This is a genomic window from Mycolicibacterium neworleansense (assembly GCF_001245615.1).
Taxonomy (GTDB): domain Bacteria; phylum Actinomycetota; class Actinomycetes; order Mycobacteriales; family Mycobacteriaceae; genus Mycobacterium; species Mycobacterium neworleansense.
Genome location: NZ_CWKH01000002.1, coordinates 208,667 through 226,331, shown reverse-complemented (window position 1 = coordinate 226,331; position 17,665 = coordinate 208,667). Strand labels below are relative to the sequence as shown.

The window sequence follows — 17,665 nt, the reverse complement described above, 5'->3', positions numbered from 1 at the left end:
CTGCTCACAACGGCGCGAGCAGCAGCGTGCAGGCCGTCTTGAGGCTGTACTGAGCCTCGGCGGCCGACATCCGCCCGTTGAGGCTGGACTGCAGGATGCCGTGCCAGGTCTGCTGGACCAGGCGTACCAGCGAGACCTGTTGGGGGCTAGGGTCATTCACGCCTGAAGCGTCCAGCAGCATCGCGCGCACCAGCTGATCGATCCGGCCCACCTCGGCGACCACCGTCCCATCGGCGGCGTTGAGTGCGTTGAGCATTGTGGCGCTCAGGTGGGGTTGGCGCAGCATCGTGCGCGTGGCCCGCATCAGTACGTCGAAGACCCGGTCGGCCGCCGTCCCTGACGGGGTGGCCCGGCGGTGGATGCCCTCCTGCATGCCCGCGACCCGGTCTGCCATCACGGCCAAGAACAGGTGCGTCTTGGAGGGGAAGTACCGGTACAGCGTGCCCAGGGCCACGCCGGCCGACTTCGCGACCTCCTGCATCTGGACCTGGTCGACCGGCCGCAGGGCGCCCAGTACCGCGGCTGCGCGCAGGATCGCCTCTCGCCGCTCCTGCTGGAGTTCCGAGCTGGGCTCGGCGGCAGGGCGTGGTTCCCCGATCCTCGGCAACGCTACTTCTCCCTGTCGATGGCGAATTCACCCTAGATCACAGTCCGGTTGGCCTGTAACGTCGCTCAAAACTGAAATTCATTCTAGTTCTGCGAGAGAGGTTCGGCATGCCGAGATTCACCCGTGAAGAGTTGTCCAGCGCGCTCGACCACTACACGAAGACGGTGGAGGTCTGTTCGAAGACGGGCGACTGGGCGCCGTTCGCGGACCTGTTCACCGAGGACGTCACCTACGTCGAGCACGCCTACGGTGTCTTCGAGGGTCGCGAGGCGGTGCGGCGCTGGATCACCGAGACCATGACGCCGTTCCCGCACATGCGCTTCCCGCACACCTGGGTGGCCTTTGACGAGGAAAACGGCGCGATCGTGATGGAGATCCTGAATGTCCTCGACCACCCGAGCGAGCCCGGGACGGAGTTCGGCTTCCCCAACGTCACCCGGCTCGTCTATGCCGGGGACAACTTGTTCTCCAGCGAAGAGGACGTCTACAACCCCAACCGCGACGCACCCCGCACGATCGGCGCCTGGTTGAAGGCCGGCGGGGTCATGCTCAGTGAGCCGCCGGCCATGAAACACGCCTGAAATTCACTCTAGTGAAGTTCATCTACGCCCTATGGGGCTCGGGGCTCGACTCCGCCCTGCGCAATCCGGAGTTCCACCAGGCCATGCGGGCCGCAGGCGCGAGCAGGCTGCAGGTCAACGTGGACGACGCCGACGTCGCGCCGGCTACGCTGCGCATCACGACCTTCGACACCCCCGTTCCTGCGGTGGTGACCGTCTGGACCGACGCAGAGCCCGGTGACATCTCGGCGGTGTTGTCCGGCCTGTCCGAGCGGTGCGCGGGCTGGGAGGTCGAGGAACGGACTCCGCTGGTTCCGCCGGATACGGCCGACGGTGTCCGTACCCCGGCCCTCGCCCAGATCGGGTTCCTGCGAATCCCACCGGAACTGGACGCCGCACAGTGGTTGCAGATTTGGCAGGGGCTGCACACCGATGTGGCCATCGAGACCCAGGCGACCTTCGGTTACACCCAGAATCGGGTCCTGCGAACGATTCTCGGGGATGACCGGGTGGACGCCGTGGTCGAGGAACTGTTCCCGATGGCGGCCATGACCGATATGCACGCCTTCTACGGCAGCGGTGGCGACGATGCTGAGCTACGGCGGCGTCTCACCCTGATGATCGAGAGCGTCACCCGGTTCGGCGCGCACAAGAACCTGGACTCCGTGCCGACCAGTCGCTACGTGTACGACCTCACGGCGTAGATGACCGCACCGACCGCAACCACCGCCAGGCCGGCGAGCACCGAGGTGAGGGGTAGGGAGAAGGCCAGCACCAGGCAGCCGATGAGACCGACGGCCGGGATCGCGCGGCGCCACCGGTTCTGGGGCTCCAGCGTCCAGGCCGACACGTTCGCGATCGCGTAGTACAACAGCACCGCGAACGACGAAAACCCGATCGCCCCACGAAGATCCGCCACCGCGGCCAGTGCTGCCACTACGATGCCGACCAGCACCTCGGCCCGGTGCGGCACGGCAAAGCGCGGATGCACCGCGGACAGCCAGTGCGGTAGGTGATGGTCGCGGGCCATGGCCAGCGTCGTGCGCGATACCCCGAGGATCAGGGCCAGCAGTGAGCCCAGTGCCGCCACCGCGGCCCCCGCGCGCACCACCGGCTGCCACTGCGAAGCGCCGGCGGCCGTGACCGCATCGGCCAGCGGCGCCGGTGCGGCTGCCAGCCCGGAGCCACCGAGCACGGCGAGCACCGCGACCGCCACCACCGCGTACACCACCAGTGCGATACCCAGCGCGATCGGGATCGCGCGCGGAATGGTGCGGGCCGGGTCGCGGACTTCCTCACCCAATGTGGCGATCCGGGCATACCCGGCGAACGCGAAGAACAGCAGCCCGGCGGCCTGCAGCACACCGCCGACGCCGACGTCGTCACCGATCTCCAAACGGGCCGGGTCGGCGGCGCCGGAACCGGCGATGATCACCACCACCGCGGCCAGCACCGCCAGCACGCACGCCACGATGATCCGGGTCAGCAACGCCGACTTCTGGATTCCGGCGTAGTTCACCGCCGTCAACGCCACCACCGCGGCCACCGCCACGGCATGCGCCCACTGCGGCCACACATACACCCCGACCGTCAGTGCCATCGCCGCACACGACGCGGTCTTGCCGACGATGAAACTCCACCCGGCGGTGTAACCCCAGAATTCGCCGAGCCGTTCACGCCCGTATACGTAGGTCCCGCCCGATTGCGGGTAGCGCGCGGCCAGCCGCGCCGACGATGTGGCATTGCAGTAGGCGACGACGGCGGCCACGGCCAGGCCGATGAGCAGTCCGGTTCCGGCGGCCGCTGCCGCCGGGGCCAGGGCGGCGAAAATGCCTGCACCCACCATGGATCCCAGGCCGATCACGACGGCGTCAGTTGTCCCGAGCCTGCGCTGCAGCCCGCCGGGCGTGGTCACTCCGCGATCGTAGTGCCGTGACTGCTATCCGGCAGCGGGGCGTGGATGAAAGAAGACACCTTCAGCCCGTACCGTGACGCCGTCCGAGGTGGACAGGTGGCCGACGGCGAAGGTCTTCACTCCTTCCACTCGGTCGATGCGCGCCTCGGCGTGGACGGGGCCGAGTCGGGTTCCGGCCTCGTAGCGAAGCGTGAGAGTCCCGGTAACCGCCGGCCGGCCTGGCTGATGCGCGGTGGCGCCGAGGACATGGTCGAGGAGGAGGGCACAGATTCCCCCGTGCACGTGGCCTGCGGGTCCTTCGTAGGCGGCGCCCAGGGTTACCTCTGCCCAGACCCGGCCGTCGGACTCGTGGTGGACCACCAGCGGGGGTGCCAGCGCATTGCGCAGCCCGATGACTGCGTTGCCCCATGCGAGGGAGCGTCCGTCGGCAGCTGGTTGGATACCGAAAGAACCTGGGATCAGCGACTGGCTGAGTTCATCGGCCGCCGCATCGATCTTCGCCTTCGCGGACGCGACGGCCTCTAGGTCGGCCTGGCTGCGGATGGTCGCATCGACCAGGCGGCGAACAGATTCGGTGAGGGACGCGTAAAGCGCTTCCGGAACCTCGGTTTCGCTCGTTACAGACATGGCGCCTTACCCCGTTATCGGATCGAGCCGATGGTCCGCCAAGCCCCCGTAATCGCCGCGATAGAAGAGCAGCGGCATCCCACCGTGGGCTTCCAGTGCCGTGACGTGACTGACCACGATGGTGTGGTCGCCGGCGCCGTGCTCGTACTCGAGTTCCGCTTCGATGGTGGCCAGGGTCCCGTGCAAGCGAGGGGCCCCATTTGTCGCCGGGCTCCAGTCGATTCCGGCGAATTTGTCCTCGACGCTACGAGCGAACTGCGCACATATCGCCTCCTGATGGGCGGCCAGGATGTTGATACACATTCGACCGCTGGCGCGAATCAACGGCCAGGTCGACGATCCGAGGGAGGGACAGAACGACACATACGGCGGATCCAGCGACACCGAGGTGATGGATTGGCAGGTGAAGCCCACTGGCCGTTGTCCGTGCTGACCAGTGATTACGGCGATACCGGTGCAGAAGTGCCCTAGTACGTTGCGCATGTCCTGGGGGCCCGGTCGTCTAGGTGGCGTGCTGAGTGTGGCGGTGTTCTCAAGTCCCATCGATTGCGTCTCCCTCATCTCGTGTCGTCAACCAGATTGGTCGAGGTGAGTGGGCCTGGGCAACGTAGTCTCCCGGCCAGCGGTTCATCGAGAACGGTCGCCTGACCTGGATTGTTACCCTTGGGCCATGGATGACCCCGAGCAGACAGCCAAGCCGGCGCTGGGCGCCAACAGCTGGGCGCTGCTCGGATTGCTGTCGTACGAGCATGAACTCTCCGGCTACGACATCCGCAAATGGCTCGGCTGGAGTATGCGTTTCTACTACGGCAGCCCGGCCTTCAGCCAGATCTACTCCGATCTGAAGAAGCTGGAGAAGATGGGTTACCTGACGTCACGGGTGGACGGCACGGGCACGCGAAACCGCCGCCTGTACAAGATCACCCAGTCCGGCCTGGACGCCGTCACGCAGTGGGCGCGGGAGACGCCGCCAGATCCCCCGTCGTTGAAGCACCCAGCGCTCATGCGGGTGACCATGGGCCACCTGAGTGATCCCGCCACGCTGAAGCAGATGCTTCATGAGCATCTTGCCTATGTAGACGGGATGCAACGCGACGCCGCCAAGGAAGCCCGTTGGTCCGCGGCTGATCCAGCGTGGGCATACGCCAAGATCGCGCTGGATTGGGCGGTCCGCTACTACGCGTCCGAGCGGGAACTCACGCTCCAGCTGATCAAAGATCTCGACGAGGCTGAGGCCAACTTCCCGAAAGTGGGTGAAGGCGCCAAGATCCCGTGGCCAGATCCTGCGTACTGGTATGAGATCGAGAGGAAAGCCGACGCCGAAGACGTCGACTGACCTCTGCCCGTTGGTGTTTCGGTCTGCGGCCTATTTTCCGGCCGCGTCACGAGCCGCGATGTAGCCGTAGACCAGCCCCTGTGCGATGGTCGCGCCGGCGCCGGGATAAGTGTGTCCGAAGGCGTTGGCAGCAGTGTTGCCGATCGCATACAGCCCGCCGATGGCAGTGCCGTCTTCGCGAAGCACGCGCGCATGGTCGTCGGCTCGCAGGCCGCCGCACGTACCGAGGTCGCTGAGTACCATCTTGACCGCATAGAACGGGCCTTTGACCAGCGGGCGCAGGTTAGGGTTCGGAGTGATCGTGGGATCGCCGTAGTAACGGTCATAGGCGCTGCGGCCCCGCTCGAAGTCGGGATCCTCACCCGCATAAGCGTTCTCGTTGAATCGGGTGACGGTCGCCGAGAACTCGTCGGCCGGAACCTTCATCTTTATGGCGAGCTGGTCGAAACTGTCTGACTTGACGGCGATTCCGGCGTCATACCAGGTCTGCGGAATGGGCATGCGTGGAAACAGCTCCGCGGCGAAGACATAGCTGTTGCGGTATTGCTGATCGAAGACGATCCACATGTCTTCCACCGGTGTACCGGCCTTCTCGAGATCCAAGACGCGTTGCCCGAAGCTCATGTAATCCGCTGATTCGTTGGCGAACCGCTGACCGTTCTGGTCGACGATGAACGACCCCGGCAGCGAGCGCTCGGCGAGCATCACGGCCGGGGCCGCTCCCGGCAACGGGGCAACGGCGGGAAACCACCACGATTGATCCATCGAGGCGATGTCGGCGCCGACGTCCTGCCCGAGTCGGATGGCGTCGCCGGTGTTGGATTCCGCGCCCAGGCTGAAATTGCTTCCGAGGGATTCGGATTGGAATTTGCGCCGCATGTCCATGTCATGATCGAAACCGCCGGCGGCGAGCACGACCCCGCGCCGGGCGGTGACGACGAAACGCTGCCCACCGTGTTCCACGATCGCTCCGCTGACTCGGTTGCCATCGGTGACCAGTTCGGTCAGTGCGGTGTCGAGCCAGATCGGGATCCTGGCGCGAATCGCCCCGGCGAACAATCCCGCGGCCAATGCCTGACCACCGGCTGCGTACCGTCTTCCGAGGGCCAGTCCGCCCAGACCCTGCGCGAGCCGTTTGACGACAGTGGGCAGTCCCTTGCGCGGCACCCGGCTCATCAGGTTCAGCCAGCGGTAGTCGGCACCTGTGGTCGGCATCGGAATCTTGACTTCCATGACGCCAGGTCTCAGGTCAGGAAGGTATTCACCGAGAATGTTGGTGTCGAGAGGGCGGCATTCGCAGGTGCGACCTGCCGCCGATCCACCCGGAGCTTCCGGGTGATAGTCGGAGTACTCCTTGGCCCAGAACAGCTTCATGGGAGTGGTGCGGCGCAACATCTCGACCGTTGCCGGCAGATTCTTCAGATAAGCCGTGGAGCGCTCCTTCGGAGCGGAATCCGCCACGACCGCCTCCAGGTACGTGTGCGCCCGAGACTCCGGGTCGTTCCCACCACAATCCTGGATCACCGGGCTCGACGGTAGCCACAGCGCGCCACCGGATCGGGCCGTCGAACCACCTACGTACGACGACTTCTCGACGACGAGAACGGACAGCCCCTGTTCGTGGGCGGCCAGGGCTGCGGCCAGGCCGGTACCGGATCCGACGACGAGAAGGTCGACGTCGGTGGCGGCGATGGTCACTCCGGCGGGGATGGTCTTGTGGCTGATGGCGGTCACGACCCGAGACGATAGGTCGGCAACCGGCAAAGTTGATTCTGGTCTCCTGTTGAGCGGAACACTGACCTTCCCGCCGGTGTGTCATCGCAGTTCAATGGGGCCATGACGACGCACGCAGATGCCGACGAAATTCGGTTGATCGAGGCCGGTTCGGTACCCACCAGGTTCGCCCGCGGCTGGCATTGCCTGGGCCTGATCCGCGACTTCGGCGATGGAAAGCCGCACCAGATCAACGCTTTCGGACAGAAGCTGGTCGTATTTCAGGGCGATGACGGCGCCATCAACGTGCTCGACGGATACTGCCGGCACATGGGTGGCGACCTGTCGCAGGGAACGGTGAAAGGCAACGAGATCGCCTGCCCATTCCATGACTGGCGCTGGGGCGGTGATGGGCGCTGCAAATCGGTGCCCTACGCCAAGCGCACCCCGCGATTGGCGCGCACCGCAGCGTGGCCCACGCTGCAGCAGGACGGCATGCTGTTCGTGTGGAATGACCCTGAACGCAAGGCACCGCCGGCAGACGTCACGATTCCTCGCATCGAAGGCGCGACCAGTGACGCCTGGACGGACTGGCACTGGTACACGACGGTGGTCAACACCAACTGTCGCGAGATCATCGACAACGTCGTCGACATGGCGCACTTCTTCTACATCCACGGTTCGCTTCCGACGCACTTCAAGAACATCTTCGAAGGTCATGTCGCTACTCAGTACATGAAGAGCGGCGGCCGGCCGGACGTCGGAGACCCGGAGGGATCCAAAGTGCTCGGGACGACCTCGCTGGCCTCATATCATGGCCCCTCGTTCATGATCGACGAGCTGACCTACCACTACGAGGAGTTTGATCAGCGCACCGTGTTGATCAACTGCCACTATCCGATCGACGCCAATTCCTTTGTGCTCCAATACGGCATCGTGGTGGAGAAGAATGCGGCGCTGCCCCCGGAACTCGCCATGCAGACGGCAATCGCGCTCGGCGACTTCGTCAAGATGGGATTCGAGCAGGACGTCGAGATCTGGCGCAACAAGACCAGGATCGATAATCCGCTGCTGGTCGAAGAGGATGGCCCGGTCTATCAGCTGCGGCGCTGGTACGAACAGTTCTATGTCGATGCGGACGAGGTCGCTTCCGACATGGTGGACCGCTTCGAGTTCGAGTTGGACACGACCCGGCCCTACGAGGCCTGGATGAAGGAAGTGGAAGCCAACCTGGCTGCCCGCGCTGCCGCCACTGGGCCTGTGGGGTGAGGATGGCGGTTCGGCAGGACAATCGACTCGACGATGCGCCGATGGCGCCGGTGACGTGCGCACGGTGCGGCGCCGGCGTCGAGGTGCGCAAGAGCAGTTGGAACCAGACCAGTGTTCAGTGGACCGGTACCGCGCTGGAGCGCTGTGAAGAGCGTTGTACCGCAGCACAGTTGGAGCACGACGACGGACGCGGCTTGTTCCTGGCGTGCTCGGCTTTGGGTGTCTCCATCGCTGACGCGGTGCGTTCCGGCGCGGTGCAGGTCGTCGACGAGACAGAATGACGCTCGAAACCGTCGGTTACCGCCTCTTCAGGAGTCCGACGGTACGGGTGAGCCGTTCTGTCAGTTCCGCCACAGCGATGCGCTGCTGAGTGAATGCGGCAACGTTGGACATCCAGACATCAGAGAGGATTTCGGCAGCGCCGATCTCCCTCGCAGCTGATTGGATGCCTCCGACGGAACGGATGAAGATCTGGACCGTCTGTCGTCGTACCAGATCGGCCTGGATCGCTGCGGTGCCGTCGGCGTACAGATACGGGCGAATCATGGCTTCGGCGAACTGAGGTGATGAGCAGAGTCGGTCGGTGAGCGTCAGGGAAACCTGTAGCAGACGCTGAAACGGATCCGGGTCGTTCGTGGGGCAGCGATACTCCGTTTCGAAATCCCATAGCCATTCGTAAAAGCATGCGAGCAGAAGGTCATCCTTCGATGGGAAGTATTGGTACACAGTGCCGGCCGACACGCCCGCCGCCGCGGTCACCGAACGGATCTGGCAAGCGTCATAGCCCAGGACGGCCAGCTCTGTCGCACAGGCGATGATCCGATCACGCCGTTCCGCTCGCCGAGTTTGGATTTTCGTTGTCCGCGTATCTGGCTCGGGACGGGAGAGACTGTGCAACACTGCCCACTCCTTCACTACGCGGGGCCTGACAACAAGAAGGCTAAGCCGGGCTCGGCTGACTGAACACACGCGTTCTCGCTGACCGGGCAGTCGTGTACCCAGCCACCGAACGGTCTCCGATGGCTGGGTCGGGCAGGGCGTCCTACGTGGACGACACTGGCATGATCGGGATCTTCTTCATCGCGCCGATCCCGGAGTCGGCGCCGGTGACGATGACACGGCGATCTGACAGGCGGTGGATCAGGTATTCCCTTCCTGATCAGGCGAGTTGGAAGGCGGAAATCGGCGCTTCGTCCGGATAGCTGCTGGGACCGCCGAGGTCGTAGGCGGCGTTGAGGGCACCGATGAACTGCGGGTCGTGCAAGGGCTCGCTGGGCACCTCGAGTTTGATGCCTTTGCCCTTGAGATCGTCGACCATCATTCCGATGGCTCGTTCGATGGTGATGTCGTCGGAGCCGTCCATGTTCTTCTTGAGTTCTTCGTAGTCGGAGAACACCTCGGCAGACCAGTGCACCAGGAACCGCAGTTCGTCGGTGTGGTGGCGCGCAATCACATCTTCGCCGTTCTTCAGCAACCACCGGTCGCGATCCGCCGGGTCTCCGGTGAACACGGTGTCGAAGGCCAGTCCGGCTGGAACCTGTTGTTCCAGTGGGCCGTTGGCCTCCCCGCGGTGCATCATCATCTCGTTTTGCACCACGACGCCGCGGTTGTTGATCGGCGGCAGAACCCGGGCAGGTGGCTTCAGCGGACCTTCGGGCCAGTAGGTGAAGCCCGAGCCCTCGTCGAGGGAGAACCAGGTGATCACCTGGGCCATCTTGATCAGGTAGTCGGTGAACAGACCGGACTTGCCCATCACACTGCAGAGCCAGGTGGGGGCGTTCTCGTGACGCACACCGCGGAAGCTGGGGGAGTCCAGATGTCCGGGATCACGGTTGGCGCAAGGGCCGTTGATGTTGAACAGCATCATCTCCGGCTTGGCGTACTCGGCGTTCCAGTAATTCTTGGCCTGCTCGACGAAGCCGGCGTTGTAGAAGCAGTCATGCAGCTCGGGGTACAGAACGGTGCCGTAGTTGGCCAGGTAACCGCGGAACGTCGGGGTGAGGAACAGGTCCAGCGACGGGGTGAATCCCTCGGGGAATGCGCCGCTCATGGTGGCCATCAGCTCGTCGGCGGAGGCGAAGTGCTGGGCGATGATCAGCTTCCACGGCCCTTGAGTCCGTACGACTTCGAGGAGCCGCTGCTTCTGGTCCTCGGTGTATACGTCTGTGATCTCGCGTGGAGGCGCCGCGGGGCGCAGAATGTCCGACAGCTCGAGGCGCCGTTCATCGGTCAGCATCATCTTCTCCTCAAAGGCATTTCATGATCTCGCTCGAGTCTGGCGGCAGTGGGAAACTTCGAGCTTGGCGGTGACCGCTGATCGGGAGATCAATTCAAGACGCCACCGGCAAGTGCCGGTCCGTTCTGCTACTCGGGGTCGGTTGCCGGGCTGCGGGGAACCGTCGTGGCGCGGCACACCAATGTCACAAGCGAGTCGATCTCGTCCCGGGTCAGTGCTCGCCCGTCGAACAGGGAGATGGATACGGCCGGCGTCAACATCATCTGGAGCACCATGGCTGGATCCACATCGCGACTGACCTCGCCCCGGCCGATCCCTCGCCCGATCATCGCCAGCCAATGCGGGAGGTCGTTTCGGTACCAGCTCATCATCGCGTTGTCGAGTGATGGGTATCGACCGGAAATCATCGTGGCCATGATTCCGCGCTCGACGGGATCTGCTGCGAGCGAGGCGAGTTGGGTGACAAGCGCGCGAACGTCGCTCTCCCACGCGCCGGTGTCCGGGGTATCCAGGCGATGACGGGCGTGGAATGCGAGGGCGTCGGTCAGCAGCTCGGTCGAGGTGGGCCACCACCGATAGACGGTGCCGCGGTTGACGCCCGACCGTTCGGCGACCTCGGCGATCGGAAGCTCGACCTTCCCCTCGGCCAACAGCTCCAGGCATGCGCGCATCACCGAATCACGGACCCGCTCGCTACGACCACCGGGTCGGACGCGTGACCTGGATGCCGAACCCGGCGAGCTGCGATGCGATGAAGTGCTCACGTGCCTCGATCTCGATGATGCTGGACAACAACGAGTGTCATACCGCCGGTCGTGCCGGCCTGTCGGGGTGCCCACTGAGCGGGATGAACGTCGGCACTAACGCGACAAGTTGATCAAATAACCACATGCACATCACCATGGGTCTCCCGACCCTCTTTCCGCACGGACGCGAGACTGAGCTCTCGTGGTACCGCAAGATCGACGACGGACCATGGGACGGCCTCGCCACCTACGAACGGCTGCTCTACCCGCACAGCTGGTCGGTCGTCCCGCAGCTGGCTGCCGCGGCAGCGATGACCGAGCGCGTGCGGCTGTGGACCGACGTCGTGGCACTCCCGATGCGGGACCCGGTGCTGTTCGCGAAGGATCTGGCGACCATCGATGTCCTGTCGGGCGGGCGCTTGACGCTCGGGGTCGGCATCGGTGCGTGGGACGAGGACTACGTTGCGGTCGGCGCCGCACTCGACCGGAAACGGCAGCGCATGGACGAGGCCGTTCTGGCGATGCGCAAGGTGTGGGCCCAAGAGCCTCCCATCGAGGGACACCATCCCGTGGGGCCCGCGCCGGCCCAGGCCGGAGGTATCCGGCTCGTTGCCGGTGTGGTCGGCCCGAAAGCCCTCGCGCGAGCCGCGCAATGGGCTGTCGGCGTGAGTGATCCGGCGCATTCACTTCACTTCGACGCTGAGGCGTTGGCCGCGCAGCGCGAGCGCGTGACACAGGCCTGGCAGGCGGCAGGCAGGACCGAAAAGCCCCACTTCTCGGCGCCGGTCTGGTTCGCGCTCGGTCCAGACCCGGAGAACCAGCTCCGAGAGCATGTACGGGACTTCTGGGACCAGGATGTCGCCATCACCGGACCGGCGGCCTCATACCTGACAGCCCCCACTGCTGGGACGCTGAACTGCGGAGTATCCGGGCTTCTTGCCGCGGTGAACGGTGCGCGCGAAGCGGGTCTCGACGAGCTCAGGCTCGTCCCGACGACCGCCGATCCCGACGAGATAGATCGAGCGCGTGAGGTGCTCGGTATCTAGTCTGACCGGCACGAATGTCAGGTCAACCGCGGCAACACGTCGTCGGTCAGTAGCTGCAACGACTTCCACGCTTCGTCGATCGGCATGCCGCCGACGAGGGGGTGCAGGACCAGTGCTCCGTAGTCCGGGCAATCGCGGACTTCGGCGACGAGTTGGTCCGGAGTCAAGAAGCGGTACCTGCCCGAAGCCCGCACTTCCTCGAGGCTTTGAACGCCTGGCAGGTGCATCGATGACAACGCACGATCGCGAGACCAGGCGCCATAAGTCACAGCTTCCCAAAGGATGTGGTGACCGAACTCGTGCCAGGCCTTGTCCGGGTCCTCGCACAGGTAGACCATGCCGCGATTGACGGGTGCAGGCATGATCAGCAGCGGCTCGATGCCGGCCTGCCCACATAGCTCTAGGTAGTACCGAGCCAGGTCTGGCTGATGTGCCGGCAGGCTGAGCCCCAGCCCGAACCGTACGGCGCGGCGCGCGGTTGCACGTACTCCGCCGCCGACATAGAGCGGCGGATGTGGCTTGGACCAGGTGGCAGACGCCAGGCACGCAGTCGGGTCGTGTTCGACGACCGGCGCCCCGGACCATGCTGCCAACATGGTGCGCAACAGGTGGTCCATCAAAGGTGCGCGTTGGCTGAAATCTGCACCCAGCGCACCATATTCGACCTCGCGATATCCCAGTCCGACGGTCGTGTGCAACCGCCCTCCGCTCACGGTGTCGACGAATGCGATGTCTTCGGCCAGTCGGACGGGGTTCCAGAGCGGTCCCAGCGCGCAGTCGATGCTCAGAAACAGGTTCTCGGTGCGCTGCAGGAACATGGCGGCCGCCATGACCGGGTTGCTGCTCCAGCCATGCCCGGTGACGTGGTGTTCATCGATGCTGACGGCGGCCACGCCGCGCCGGTCTCCCCATTCCGCCATTTCTATTGCAGTAGAAATGATTTCACGTCTTTTGACAGGATCACCGCCGGGCGAGGCGAAATTGAAACGAAGAATCGGCACGGTCATGTCATCGTCCTACTGCCTTGATGTCCGGGTGCGGCGAAGAAGGACCTGACTGAGGTGATCTTGCCGTCTACGTCGAAGGTCATGATGTCGATCGGTTCGAGTGAAGCGTGGTGTTGCGTTCGAGTGCCTCCAAGGACGCGAAAAACTCTCGGATCTCTGCCGATCCCACGCGGGGTGTTGTGCCAACCGGGTCCTCGACGCTGGCTCCTTCGGCGAAGAGCTCGAGGATCTGGTCGGCAGTGCCCGCTGCTATCAGGTCCAGGTACCGGTTCACCGTTTCGGTGATGGTCGCGGTCAGGTCGGAGGTATTGGTCATGGTTGAACGTTAGGAGCGGACGACGGGTGCCGGAGACTCATGTTCCGTTGAGCGGCACAGTGTCTCGACGTCGCGCGCGAACTCGACCACGCCGGCGCCAACGGTTTCGAGTTCCTGGGGGTTGAGCCTCCGGTAGGGCTGCGCCGAGACCGTCATGACGACCGTGCCGGCGTTGTCGAAGATCGGAGCCGAGATGGTTGCCAGCGGTGTCGCATCCGGTTCGTCGGTCGGTAGCTGGTCGACCACGGTCAGATCTGCGACGGCGGCGGCCAGGCGCGTGGACAACGGCCCGGGTGGCGAGCCGTTGTCGAGCGCCTTGAGGGCGGTGAACACTTGCAGAAGTGGATCGCTGAGACGCTCGATGCCGTAGCCCCGGACTCGAATCTCCTCCAGTACCTGACTGATTCGCCGGCGGAAGGCTGGGTTGACCGAACCTGTTGCGGCGAGCCAGTCGGCGCGTTCGGACACCGATGCCCAGGCGACGAACTCGCGTCCGAAGGGGGCGACGAAGGGAAGTCGGACACCGGCGGGCACGGGTGCACGGGTGCCGGGTGCGGCGGCGGACTCGACGACGACGATGGTGCGGCCTTGGAGTGCGGAGATGCACATCGGCATGCCGAGCGAGGCGCACAAGCGCTGAAGTGGCTCACGCAGTGAACGGGACGGCAATCCATCGGGACCTCCGAGGCCCGACAGTGTGGGTCCCAAGGAGAACCTCCCGCTGAGCGGGTCACGCGAGGCCCACTGGCGAGCGCACAACGTGTGCATGATCGCGTGGCCGGTCGACCGGCTCACATCCAGCTCACGGCATATTTCGGCCAACGTGAGTGCGTCGGCGGGCCGCCGTAACAGCAACTCGACGATGTCCACCACCCGGGTGGTCGGGGGTGACAGGTCTTGACCCGCAGGCACAGACGGGCCTAACTTTCCGTTCATATATTCGGAGAATATATAGCGAATATTCGACATCGCAATACCTGGAGGCGTACCGGCCATGCTGGAAACCACAGTCGACGATCTGGTCTCGCCGCGTCTGACGGCAACACAGCAAGCAGTTCTGGACCAGGTCGCCGAGCTATCCGTAGATCTTTCTCCCGATGCCTTGATTGATGAGGCAAGGGAGCGGGCCGGTGTCAGCGATTTCGGGTCCGATGACTTTCGGCCCCGCCTCGACATGTATGCGGCGGCGATCGACGCAGACGAGGGGAACACGAACCTCAATCGAATCAACCTGCGCCAGAGAATTGTTCGGTTGCTCACTCAACGGCTGCTGCTGACCGATCTGCTGCACCGACACCCCGAGATCCACGACATCGAGATCGAGCGCCCCGTCATCGTCGTGGGACTTCCTCGTTCGGGGACGACCCACCTCGTCAATCTCATCGCTGCGGATCGTCGGCGGCGAGCGCTGCCCTACTGGGAATCTCAGGAACCCTTCCCGCTCAGAGGGGAGGGGCCTGCCGTCGACGGAACTGATCCCCGATATGCCCGCTGCGCCGCGGAACACGACGGGGCGCAGATCATGGTCCCGCTGCTTCAAGCGATGCACGACCGCTTTCCCGCGGCCATCGAAGAGGAAGTCGAGCTGTTGGACCTCGACTTCGCCAGCTACGTCCTGGAATGGCACGCACGGGTGCCCTCGTGGCGCGATTTCTACTTCGGACTCGATCAGAACGAGCATTACGCATACCTGCGCACGACCCTGAAGGCGCTGACCTTCCTGCGGGGACCACGCACCTGGGTGCTGAAGTCTCCACAACACTGTGAGCAGTTGGGCCCTTTGATCAACACCTTCCCGGACGCCACGGTGGCCTTCACTCACCGGGATCCGGTTGCGGTCATCCAGTCGGCGGTAACCATGTTGGCCTACGGCGACCGCATCCGCCGACACGACGTCGACCCCGAGTCTCTGGTCGACTACTGGACCGATCGTGTCGAGACACTTCTGCGCGCCTGTGTGCGGGACCGCGATCTCATTGCCCCGAATCAGAGCCTCGACATCGCCTTTCACGACCTGAATGGAAAGGAGCTGACAATCCTCGAAACGCTGTACGGATACAACGGTACCGACATGACCGATGAGGCCAAGGCCGCATTTGGTGCCTACCTCGACGGCAATCCGCGCGGAAAGCACGGACGAATGCGCTACGAACTCGAACGCCACTTCGGCCGGTCACCTGAGGACATCCGTTCCCGATTCGACTTCTATTTCGAGCGTTTCGACGTCAGGAAGGAACAATGATGAGCGATTTCGAGCCGATCTACCGCAGCCGCCCGGGGGCCGACTCGATTGTCGGCGCGAATGCCCCTGCCGCACAGGAGGTTGTCCCCGGTATCTGGTGGTCTCCGGGTCTGTCGAACTCTTTCCTCATCCCAACCAGTGAGGGCAGGATCGTCGTCAACACCGGTATGGGTTTCGAAGCGCAAGTACACCGGTCGAACTATGACGCGGTCGATTCGGCGCCGATTCGCTACGTCATCCTCACCCAGGGACACGTCGACCATGTGGGTGGTATCGACGTGCTGAGCGACCCCGGAACAGAGGTCATCGCGCATGCGGACTGGGTGACGTGGCGACGGGACAACGAACTGCTGGCACCCTTCAGAACCGCGAACTCAGCGTTCGCGTGGGTCGAAAAGGTGATGTCTGCCATTGCCTACTCGACCAAGCGCTTCGGCGGCCCACCGCCTCCTCAAGGTGTGCCCACCCCGACGATCACCGTCGAGGACCGACTCGAATTGTCGCTGGGCGGTCGGCGCCTGGAACTGCTCGCCACTCCCGGCGGAGAGACAACGGACAGTCTGGTGGTGTGGCTCCCCGACGAGAAGATCTGCCTGTGCGGCAACGTCTTCGGGGCGCTCTTCGGCCATATTCCGAACCTGGTGACCATGCGCGGCGACCGCTATCGCGACGCGCTGACCGTCATCGATTCGATTGAGCGGGTCCGGGCACTCGGAGCCGAGGTTCTGCTGACCGGTCACTTTGGGCCCATCTCGGGCCGCGAACGGATCGCCTGGGAACTGGGCAGGCTTCGCGACGCTGTGGCCTTCATCCACGACGAGACCGTGTCCGGCATGAACCAGGGCAAGGACGTCCGCACCCTGATGCGCGAAGTGCAGTTGCCGCCCGAGCTGGAAGTCGGACAGGGCTATGGCAAGGTGAGCTGGAACGTCCGCGCGATCTGGGAGAACTACGCCGGCTGGTTCCACCACCAATCGACAGCCGAGCTCTATCCCGATGCAGTAGAACCAATTTCAGCACATCTGGTCGAACTCGCCGGCGCCGACGCGCTGGTGGAACGGGCCCGTGCGCTGCTCGAGGACGGTGACCCGGTCAACTCGATCCGGCTCGCCGAGATGGTCACCGCCGTGCAGAGGGACCATGCCGGGGCAATCGGCGTTCTGCGCGGAGCACACGAACTACTGCTCGAAGAGAGCACCAACTTCTGGGAATCCGCCTGGCTGCGAGAAAACATCAAGGAGCTGTCTTGACGAACGACCTGACCTTCGACTTCACCGGTGCTACCGCGCTGATCACCGGTGGCACCAGCGGTATCGGGCACGCCACGGCGCTGCGGTTGCGCGACGCCGGCGCCGAGGTGACCGTCACGGGCACCAAACCTGATCCCTCCCACTACGCAGTGGAACTCGACGGCCTGACCTATCGGCAGCTCGACATGACGGATGTGGACCGAACCGGTGAGCTCGCCGCCGAGTTCTCGAACCTGGATATCCTCGTCAACAACGCCGGCGCAAACTTCCCGGGCGGTCTCGACGAGTCGACCGCCCAGGGCTTCGAGGCTTCGGTGAACGTCAATCTCCTGGCTCCGTTTCGGCTGACGACAGCGCTGCACGGCGCCCTCAAGAGCTCGACAGCTGCCGGCGGGGCCAGCGTAGTGATGCTGGCGTCGATGGCGGCAATTCGTGCCGTGGCAATGGTGCCCGGTTATGGCGCGGCCAAGGCGGGTGTGCTGTCACTGACCCGTAATCTGGCGGCACAGTGGGCGGTTGACGGAATCCGGGTCAATGCGGTGGCGCCCGGGGTGATCGAGACACGGATGACTGCTCCGATGGACTACGTCCCCGAGGTGAAGCAGGCGCAGGTCGACCACATTCCCCTGGGCCGCTTCGGAATTCCCACCGAGATTGCCGATGCCATCTTGTTTCTGTGCACCCGCAGTGCGTCGTACTGCACGGGCTCGGCCTTCGTCGTCGACGGCGGCTACAGCGTGCAGTAGGGGCCTGCGGCCTCAACATTCCGTCAACTACCCAACCACCAGGAGCGCA

20 protein-coding genes are annotated in these 17,665 nt (G+C 64.3%); 9 read left to right on the top strand and 11 right to left on the bottom strand.

Annotation, left to right across the window (positions count from 1 at the left end; all coding sequences use genetic code 11):
• Positions 1–4: 4 nt before the first annotated feature.
• Positions 5–607, bottom strand: a complete 603-nt coding sequence (locus BN2156_RS16820; RefSeq protein WP_235625379.1) for a TetR/AcrR family transcriptional regulator — start codon at positions 605–607, stop codon at positions 5–7.
• A gap of 107 nt (positions 608–714) precedes the next feature.
• Here BN2156_RS16820 and BN2156_RS16815 point away from each other — a divergent pair, with 107 nt between their 5' ends.
• Complete coding sequence (locus BN2156_RS16815; RefSeq protein WP_090516180.1) at positions 715–1,188, top strand: nuclear transport factor 2 family protein; 474 nt, start codon at positions 715–717, stop codon at positions 1,186–1,188.
• Between the two features lie 11 nt (positions 1,189–1,199).
• Positions 1,200–1,871: a hypothetical protein gene (locus tag BN2156_RS16810; RefSeq protein WP_090516179.1), complete on the top strand. Its 672-nt coding sequence runs from the start codon at positions 1,200–1,202 to the stop codon at positions 1,869–1,871.
• Here the strand turns inward: BN2156_RS16810 and BN2156_RS16805 are convergent.
• Genes BN2156_RS16805 through BN2156_RS16795 form a run of 3 tightly spaced genes read right to left on the bottom strand, consistent with a single transcriptional unit; the run spans position 1,847 to position 4,252 of the window.
• A complete protein-coding gene (locus tag BN2156_RS16805; RefSeq protein ID WP_090516178.1) occupies positions 1,847–3,082 on the bottom strand; it encodes an APC family permease in 1,236 nt (411 codons plus the stop codon). The genes BN2156_RS16810 and BN2156_RS16805 overlap by 25 nt on opposite strands.
• 24 nt (positions 3,083–3,106) lie before the next feature.
• Complete coding sequence (locus BN2156_RS16800; RefSeq protein ID WP_090516177.1) at positions 3,107–3,709, bottom strand: PaaI family thioesterase; 603 nt, start codon at positions 3,707–3,709, stop codon at positions 3,107–3,109.
• A 6-nt stretch (positions 3,710–3,715) separates the two neighbouring features.
• Positions 3,716–4,252: a flavin reductase family protein gene (locus BN2156_RS16795; protein WP_162839238.1), complete on the bottom strand. Its 537-nt coding sequence runs from the start codon at positions 4,250–4,252 to the stop codon at positions 3,716–3,718.
• A 127-nt stretch (positions 4,253–4,379) separates the two neighbouring features.
• Between BN2156_RS16795 and BN2156_RS16790 the strand changes: the two genes are divergently transcribed.
• Positions 4,380–5,045 (top strand): PadR family transcriptional regulator, encoded by a 666-nt coding sequence (locus BN2156_RS16790; protein WP_090516175.1) that lies wholly within the window; start codon positions 4,380–4,382, stop codon positions 5,043–5,045.
• Positions 5,046–5,075: 30 nt separating this feature from the next.
• On the opposite strand, the gene BN2156_RS16785 is transcribed toward BN2156_RS16790, so the two are convergent.
• Complete coding sequence (locus BN2156_RS16785) at positions 5,076–6,779, bottom strand: 3-ketosteroid-delta-1-dehydrogenase (RefSeq protein ID WP_090516174.1); 1,704 nt, start codon at positions 6,777–6,779, stop codon at positions 5,076–5,078.
• A 102-nt stretch (positions 6,780–6,881) separates the two neighbouring features.
• Here BN2156_RS16785 and BN2156_RS16780 point away from each other — a divergent pair, with 102 nt between their 5' ends.
• Positions 6,882–8,027: a 3-ketosteroid-9-alpha-monooxygenase, oxygenase component gene (locus BN2156_RS16780; protein WP_090517428.1), complete on the top strand. Its 1,146-nt coding sequence runs from the start codon at positions 6,882–6,884 to the stop codon at positions 8,025–8,027.
• A 2-nt stretch (positions 8,028–8,029) separates the two neighbouring features.
• Positions 8,030–8,308: a ferredoxin gene (locus BN2156_RS16775; protein ID WP_090516173.1), complete on the top strand. Its 279-nt coding sequence runs from the start codon at positions 8,030–8,032 to the stop codon at positions 8,306–8,308.
• Between the two features lie 16 nt (positions 8,309–8,324).
• Here BN2156_RS16775 and BN2156_RS16770 read toward each other — a convergent pair whose 3' ends face one another.
• From BN2156_RS16770 to BN2156_RS16760, 3 genes are all read right to left on the bottom strand, one after another.
• The gene (locus BN2156_RS16770; RefSeq protein ID WP_159402847.1) at positions 8,325–8,927 is read right to left on the bottom strand and encodes a TetR/AcrR family transcriptional regulator; all 603 of its coding nucleotides are present in this window, start codon (positions 8,925–8,927) and stop codon (positions 8,325–8,327) included.
• 259 nt (positions 8,928–9,186) lie between these two features.
• Positions 9,187–10,263 (bottom strand): hypothetical protein, encoded by a 1,077-nt coding sequence (locus BN2156_RS16765; protein WP_090517427.1) that lies wholly within the window; start codon positions 10,261–10,263, stop codon positions 9,187–9,189.
• Positions 10,264–10,391: 128 nt separating this feature from the next.
• Positions 10,392–10,934: a TetR/AcrR family transcriptional regulator C-terminal ligand-binding domain-containing protein gene (locus BN2156_RS16760; RefSeq protein ID WP_090516171.1), complete on the bottom strand. Its 543-nt coding sequence runs from the start codon at positions 10,932–10,934 to the stop codon at positions 10,392–10,394.
• Positions 10,935–11,164: 230 nt separating this feature from the next.
• On the opposite strand from BN2156_RS16760, the gene BN2156_RS16755 reads away from it, so the two are divergent.
• Complete coding sequence (locus tag BN2156_RS16755; protein WP_159402846.1) at positions 11,165–12,055, top strand: LLM class flavin-dependent oxidoreductase; 891 nt, start codon at positions 11,165–11,167, stop codon at positions 12,053–12,055.
• 17 nt (positions 12,056–12,072) lie between these two features.
• Here the strand turns inward: BN2156_RS16755 and BN2156_RS16750 are convergent, their stop codons facing one another.
• From BN2156_RS16750 to BN2156_RS16740, 3 genes are all read right to left on the bottom strand, one after another.
• Positions 12,073–13,062, bottom strand: coding sequence for an LLM class flavin-dependent oxidoreductase (locus tag BN2156_RS16750; protein WP_090516169.1), 990 nt, complete (start codon positions 13,060–13,062; stop codon positions 12,073–12,075).
• A 79-nt stretch (positions 13,063–13,141) separates the two neighbouring features.
• On the bottom strand, positions 13,142–13,378 hold the full coding sequence (locus tag BN2156_RS16745) for a nuclear transport factor 2 family protein (RefSeq protein WP_308208263.1): 237 nt from the start codon (positions 13,376–13,378) through the stop codon (positions 13,142–13,144).
• A gap of 9 nt (positions 13,379–13,387) precedes the next feature.
• The gene (locus BN2156_RS16740; protein WP_159402845.1) at positions 13,388–14,314 is read right to left on the bottom strand and encodes a helix-turn-helix domain-containing protein; all 927 of its coding nucleotides are present in this window, start codon (positions 14,312–14,314) and stop codon (positions 13,388–13,390) included.
• A 58-nt stretch (positions 14,315–14,372) separates the two neighbouring features.
• On the opposite strand from BN2156_RS16740, the gene BN2156_RS16735 reads away from it, so the two are divergent.
• The 3 genes from BN2156_RS16735 to BN2156_RS16725 are packed head-to-tail and all read left to right on the top strand — an operon-like array spanning position 14,373 to position 17,616.
• Entirely contained in the window at positions 14,373–15,620 is a 1,248-nt protein-coding gene (locus BN2156_RS16735; RefSeq protein ID WP_090516167.1) for a sulfotransferase family protein, read from the top strand.
• Positions 15,620–16,870 (top strand): MBL fold metallo-hydrolase, encoded by a 1,251-nt coding sequence (locus BN2156_RS16730; RefSeq protein WP_090516166.1) that lies wholly within the window; start codon positions 15,620–15,622, stop codon positions 16,868–16,870. The genes BN2156_RS16735 and BN2156_RS16730 overlap by 1 nt, the downstream gene beginning before the upstream one ends.
• Positions 16,867–17,616, top strand: coding sequence for an SDR family NAD(P)-dependent oxidoreductase (locus BN2156_RS16725; RefSeq protein WP_090516165.1), 750 nt, complete (start codon positions 16,867–16,869; stop codon positions 17,614–17,616). Before BN2156_RS16730 ends, BN2156_RS16725 begins: the two co-directional genes overlap by 4 nt.
• The last annotated feature ends 49 nt before the right edge of the window (positions 17,617–17,665 follow it).

Coding starts and splice junctions, on each gene's coding strand:
- BN2156_RS16815 (WP_090516180.1), top strand. CDS start 715: ATGCCGAGATTCACCCGTGAAGAGTTGTCCAGCGCGCTCGACCACTAC.
- BN2156_RS16800 (WP_090516177.1), bottom strand. CDS start 3,709: ATGTCTGTAACGAGCGAAACCGAGGTTCCGGAAGCGCTTTACGCGTCC.
- BN2156_RS16795 (WP_162839238.1), bottom strand. CDS start 4,252: ATGGGACTTGAGAACACCGCCACACTCAGCACGCCACCTAGACGACCG.
- BN2156_RS16790 (WP_090516175.1), top strand. CDS start 4,380: ATGGATGACCCCGAGCAGACAGCCAAGCCGGCGCTGGGCGCCAACAGC.
- BN2156_RS16780 (WP_090517428.1), top strand. CDS start 6,882: ATGACGACGCACGCAGATGCCGACGAAATTCGGTTGATCGAGGCCGGT.
- BN2156_RS16775 (WP_090516173.1), top strand. CDS start 8,030: ATGGCGGTTCGGCAGGACAATCGACTCGACGATGCGCCGATGGCGCCG.
- BN2156_RS16765 (WP_090517427.1), bottom strand. CDS start 10,263: ATGCTGACCGATGAACGGCGCCTCGAGCTGTCGGACATTCTGCGCCCC.
- BN2156_RS16760 (WP_090516171.1), bottom strand. CDS start 10,934: ATGCGCGCATGCCTGGAGCTGTTGGCCGAGGGGAAGGTCGAGCTTCCG.
- BN2156_RS16755 (WP_159402846.1), top strand. CDS start 11,165: ATGGGTCTCCCGACCCTCTTTCCGCACGGACGCGAGACTGAGCTCTCG.
- BN2156_RS16750 (WP_090516169.1), bottom strand. CDS start 13,062: ATGACCGTGCCGATTCTTCGTTTCAATTTCGCCTCGCCCGGCGGTGAT.
- BN2156_RS16745 (WP_308208263.1), bottom strand. CDS start 13,378: ATGACCAATACCTCCGACCTGACCGCGACCATCACCGAAACGGTGAAC.
- BN2156_RS16740 (WP_159402845.1), bottom strand. CDS start 14,314: ATGAACGGAAAGTTAGGCCCGTCTGTGCCTGCGGGTCAAGACCTGTCA.
- BN2156_RS16735 (WP_090516167.1), top strand. CDS start 14,373: ATGCTGGAAACCACAGTCGACGATCTGGTCTCGCCGCGTCTGACGGCA.
- BN2156_RS16730 (WP_090516166.1), top strand. CDS start 15,620: ATGAGCGATTTCGAGCCGATCTACCGCAGCCGCCCGGGGGCCGACTCG.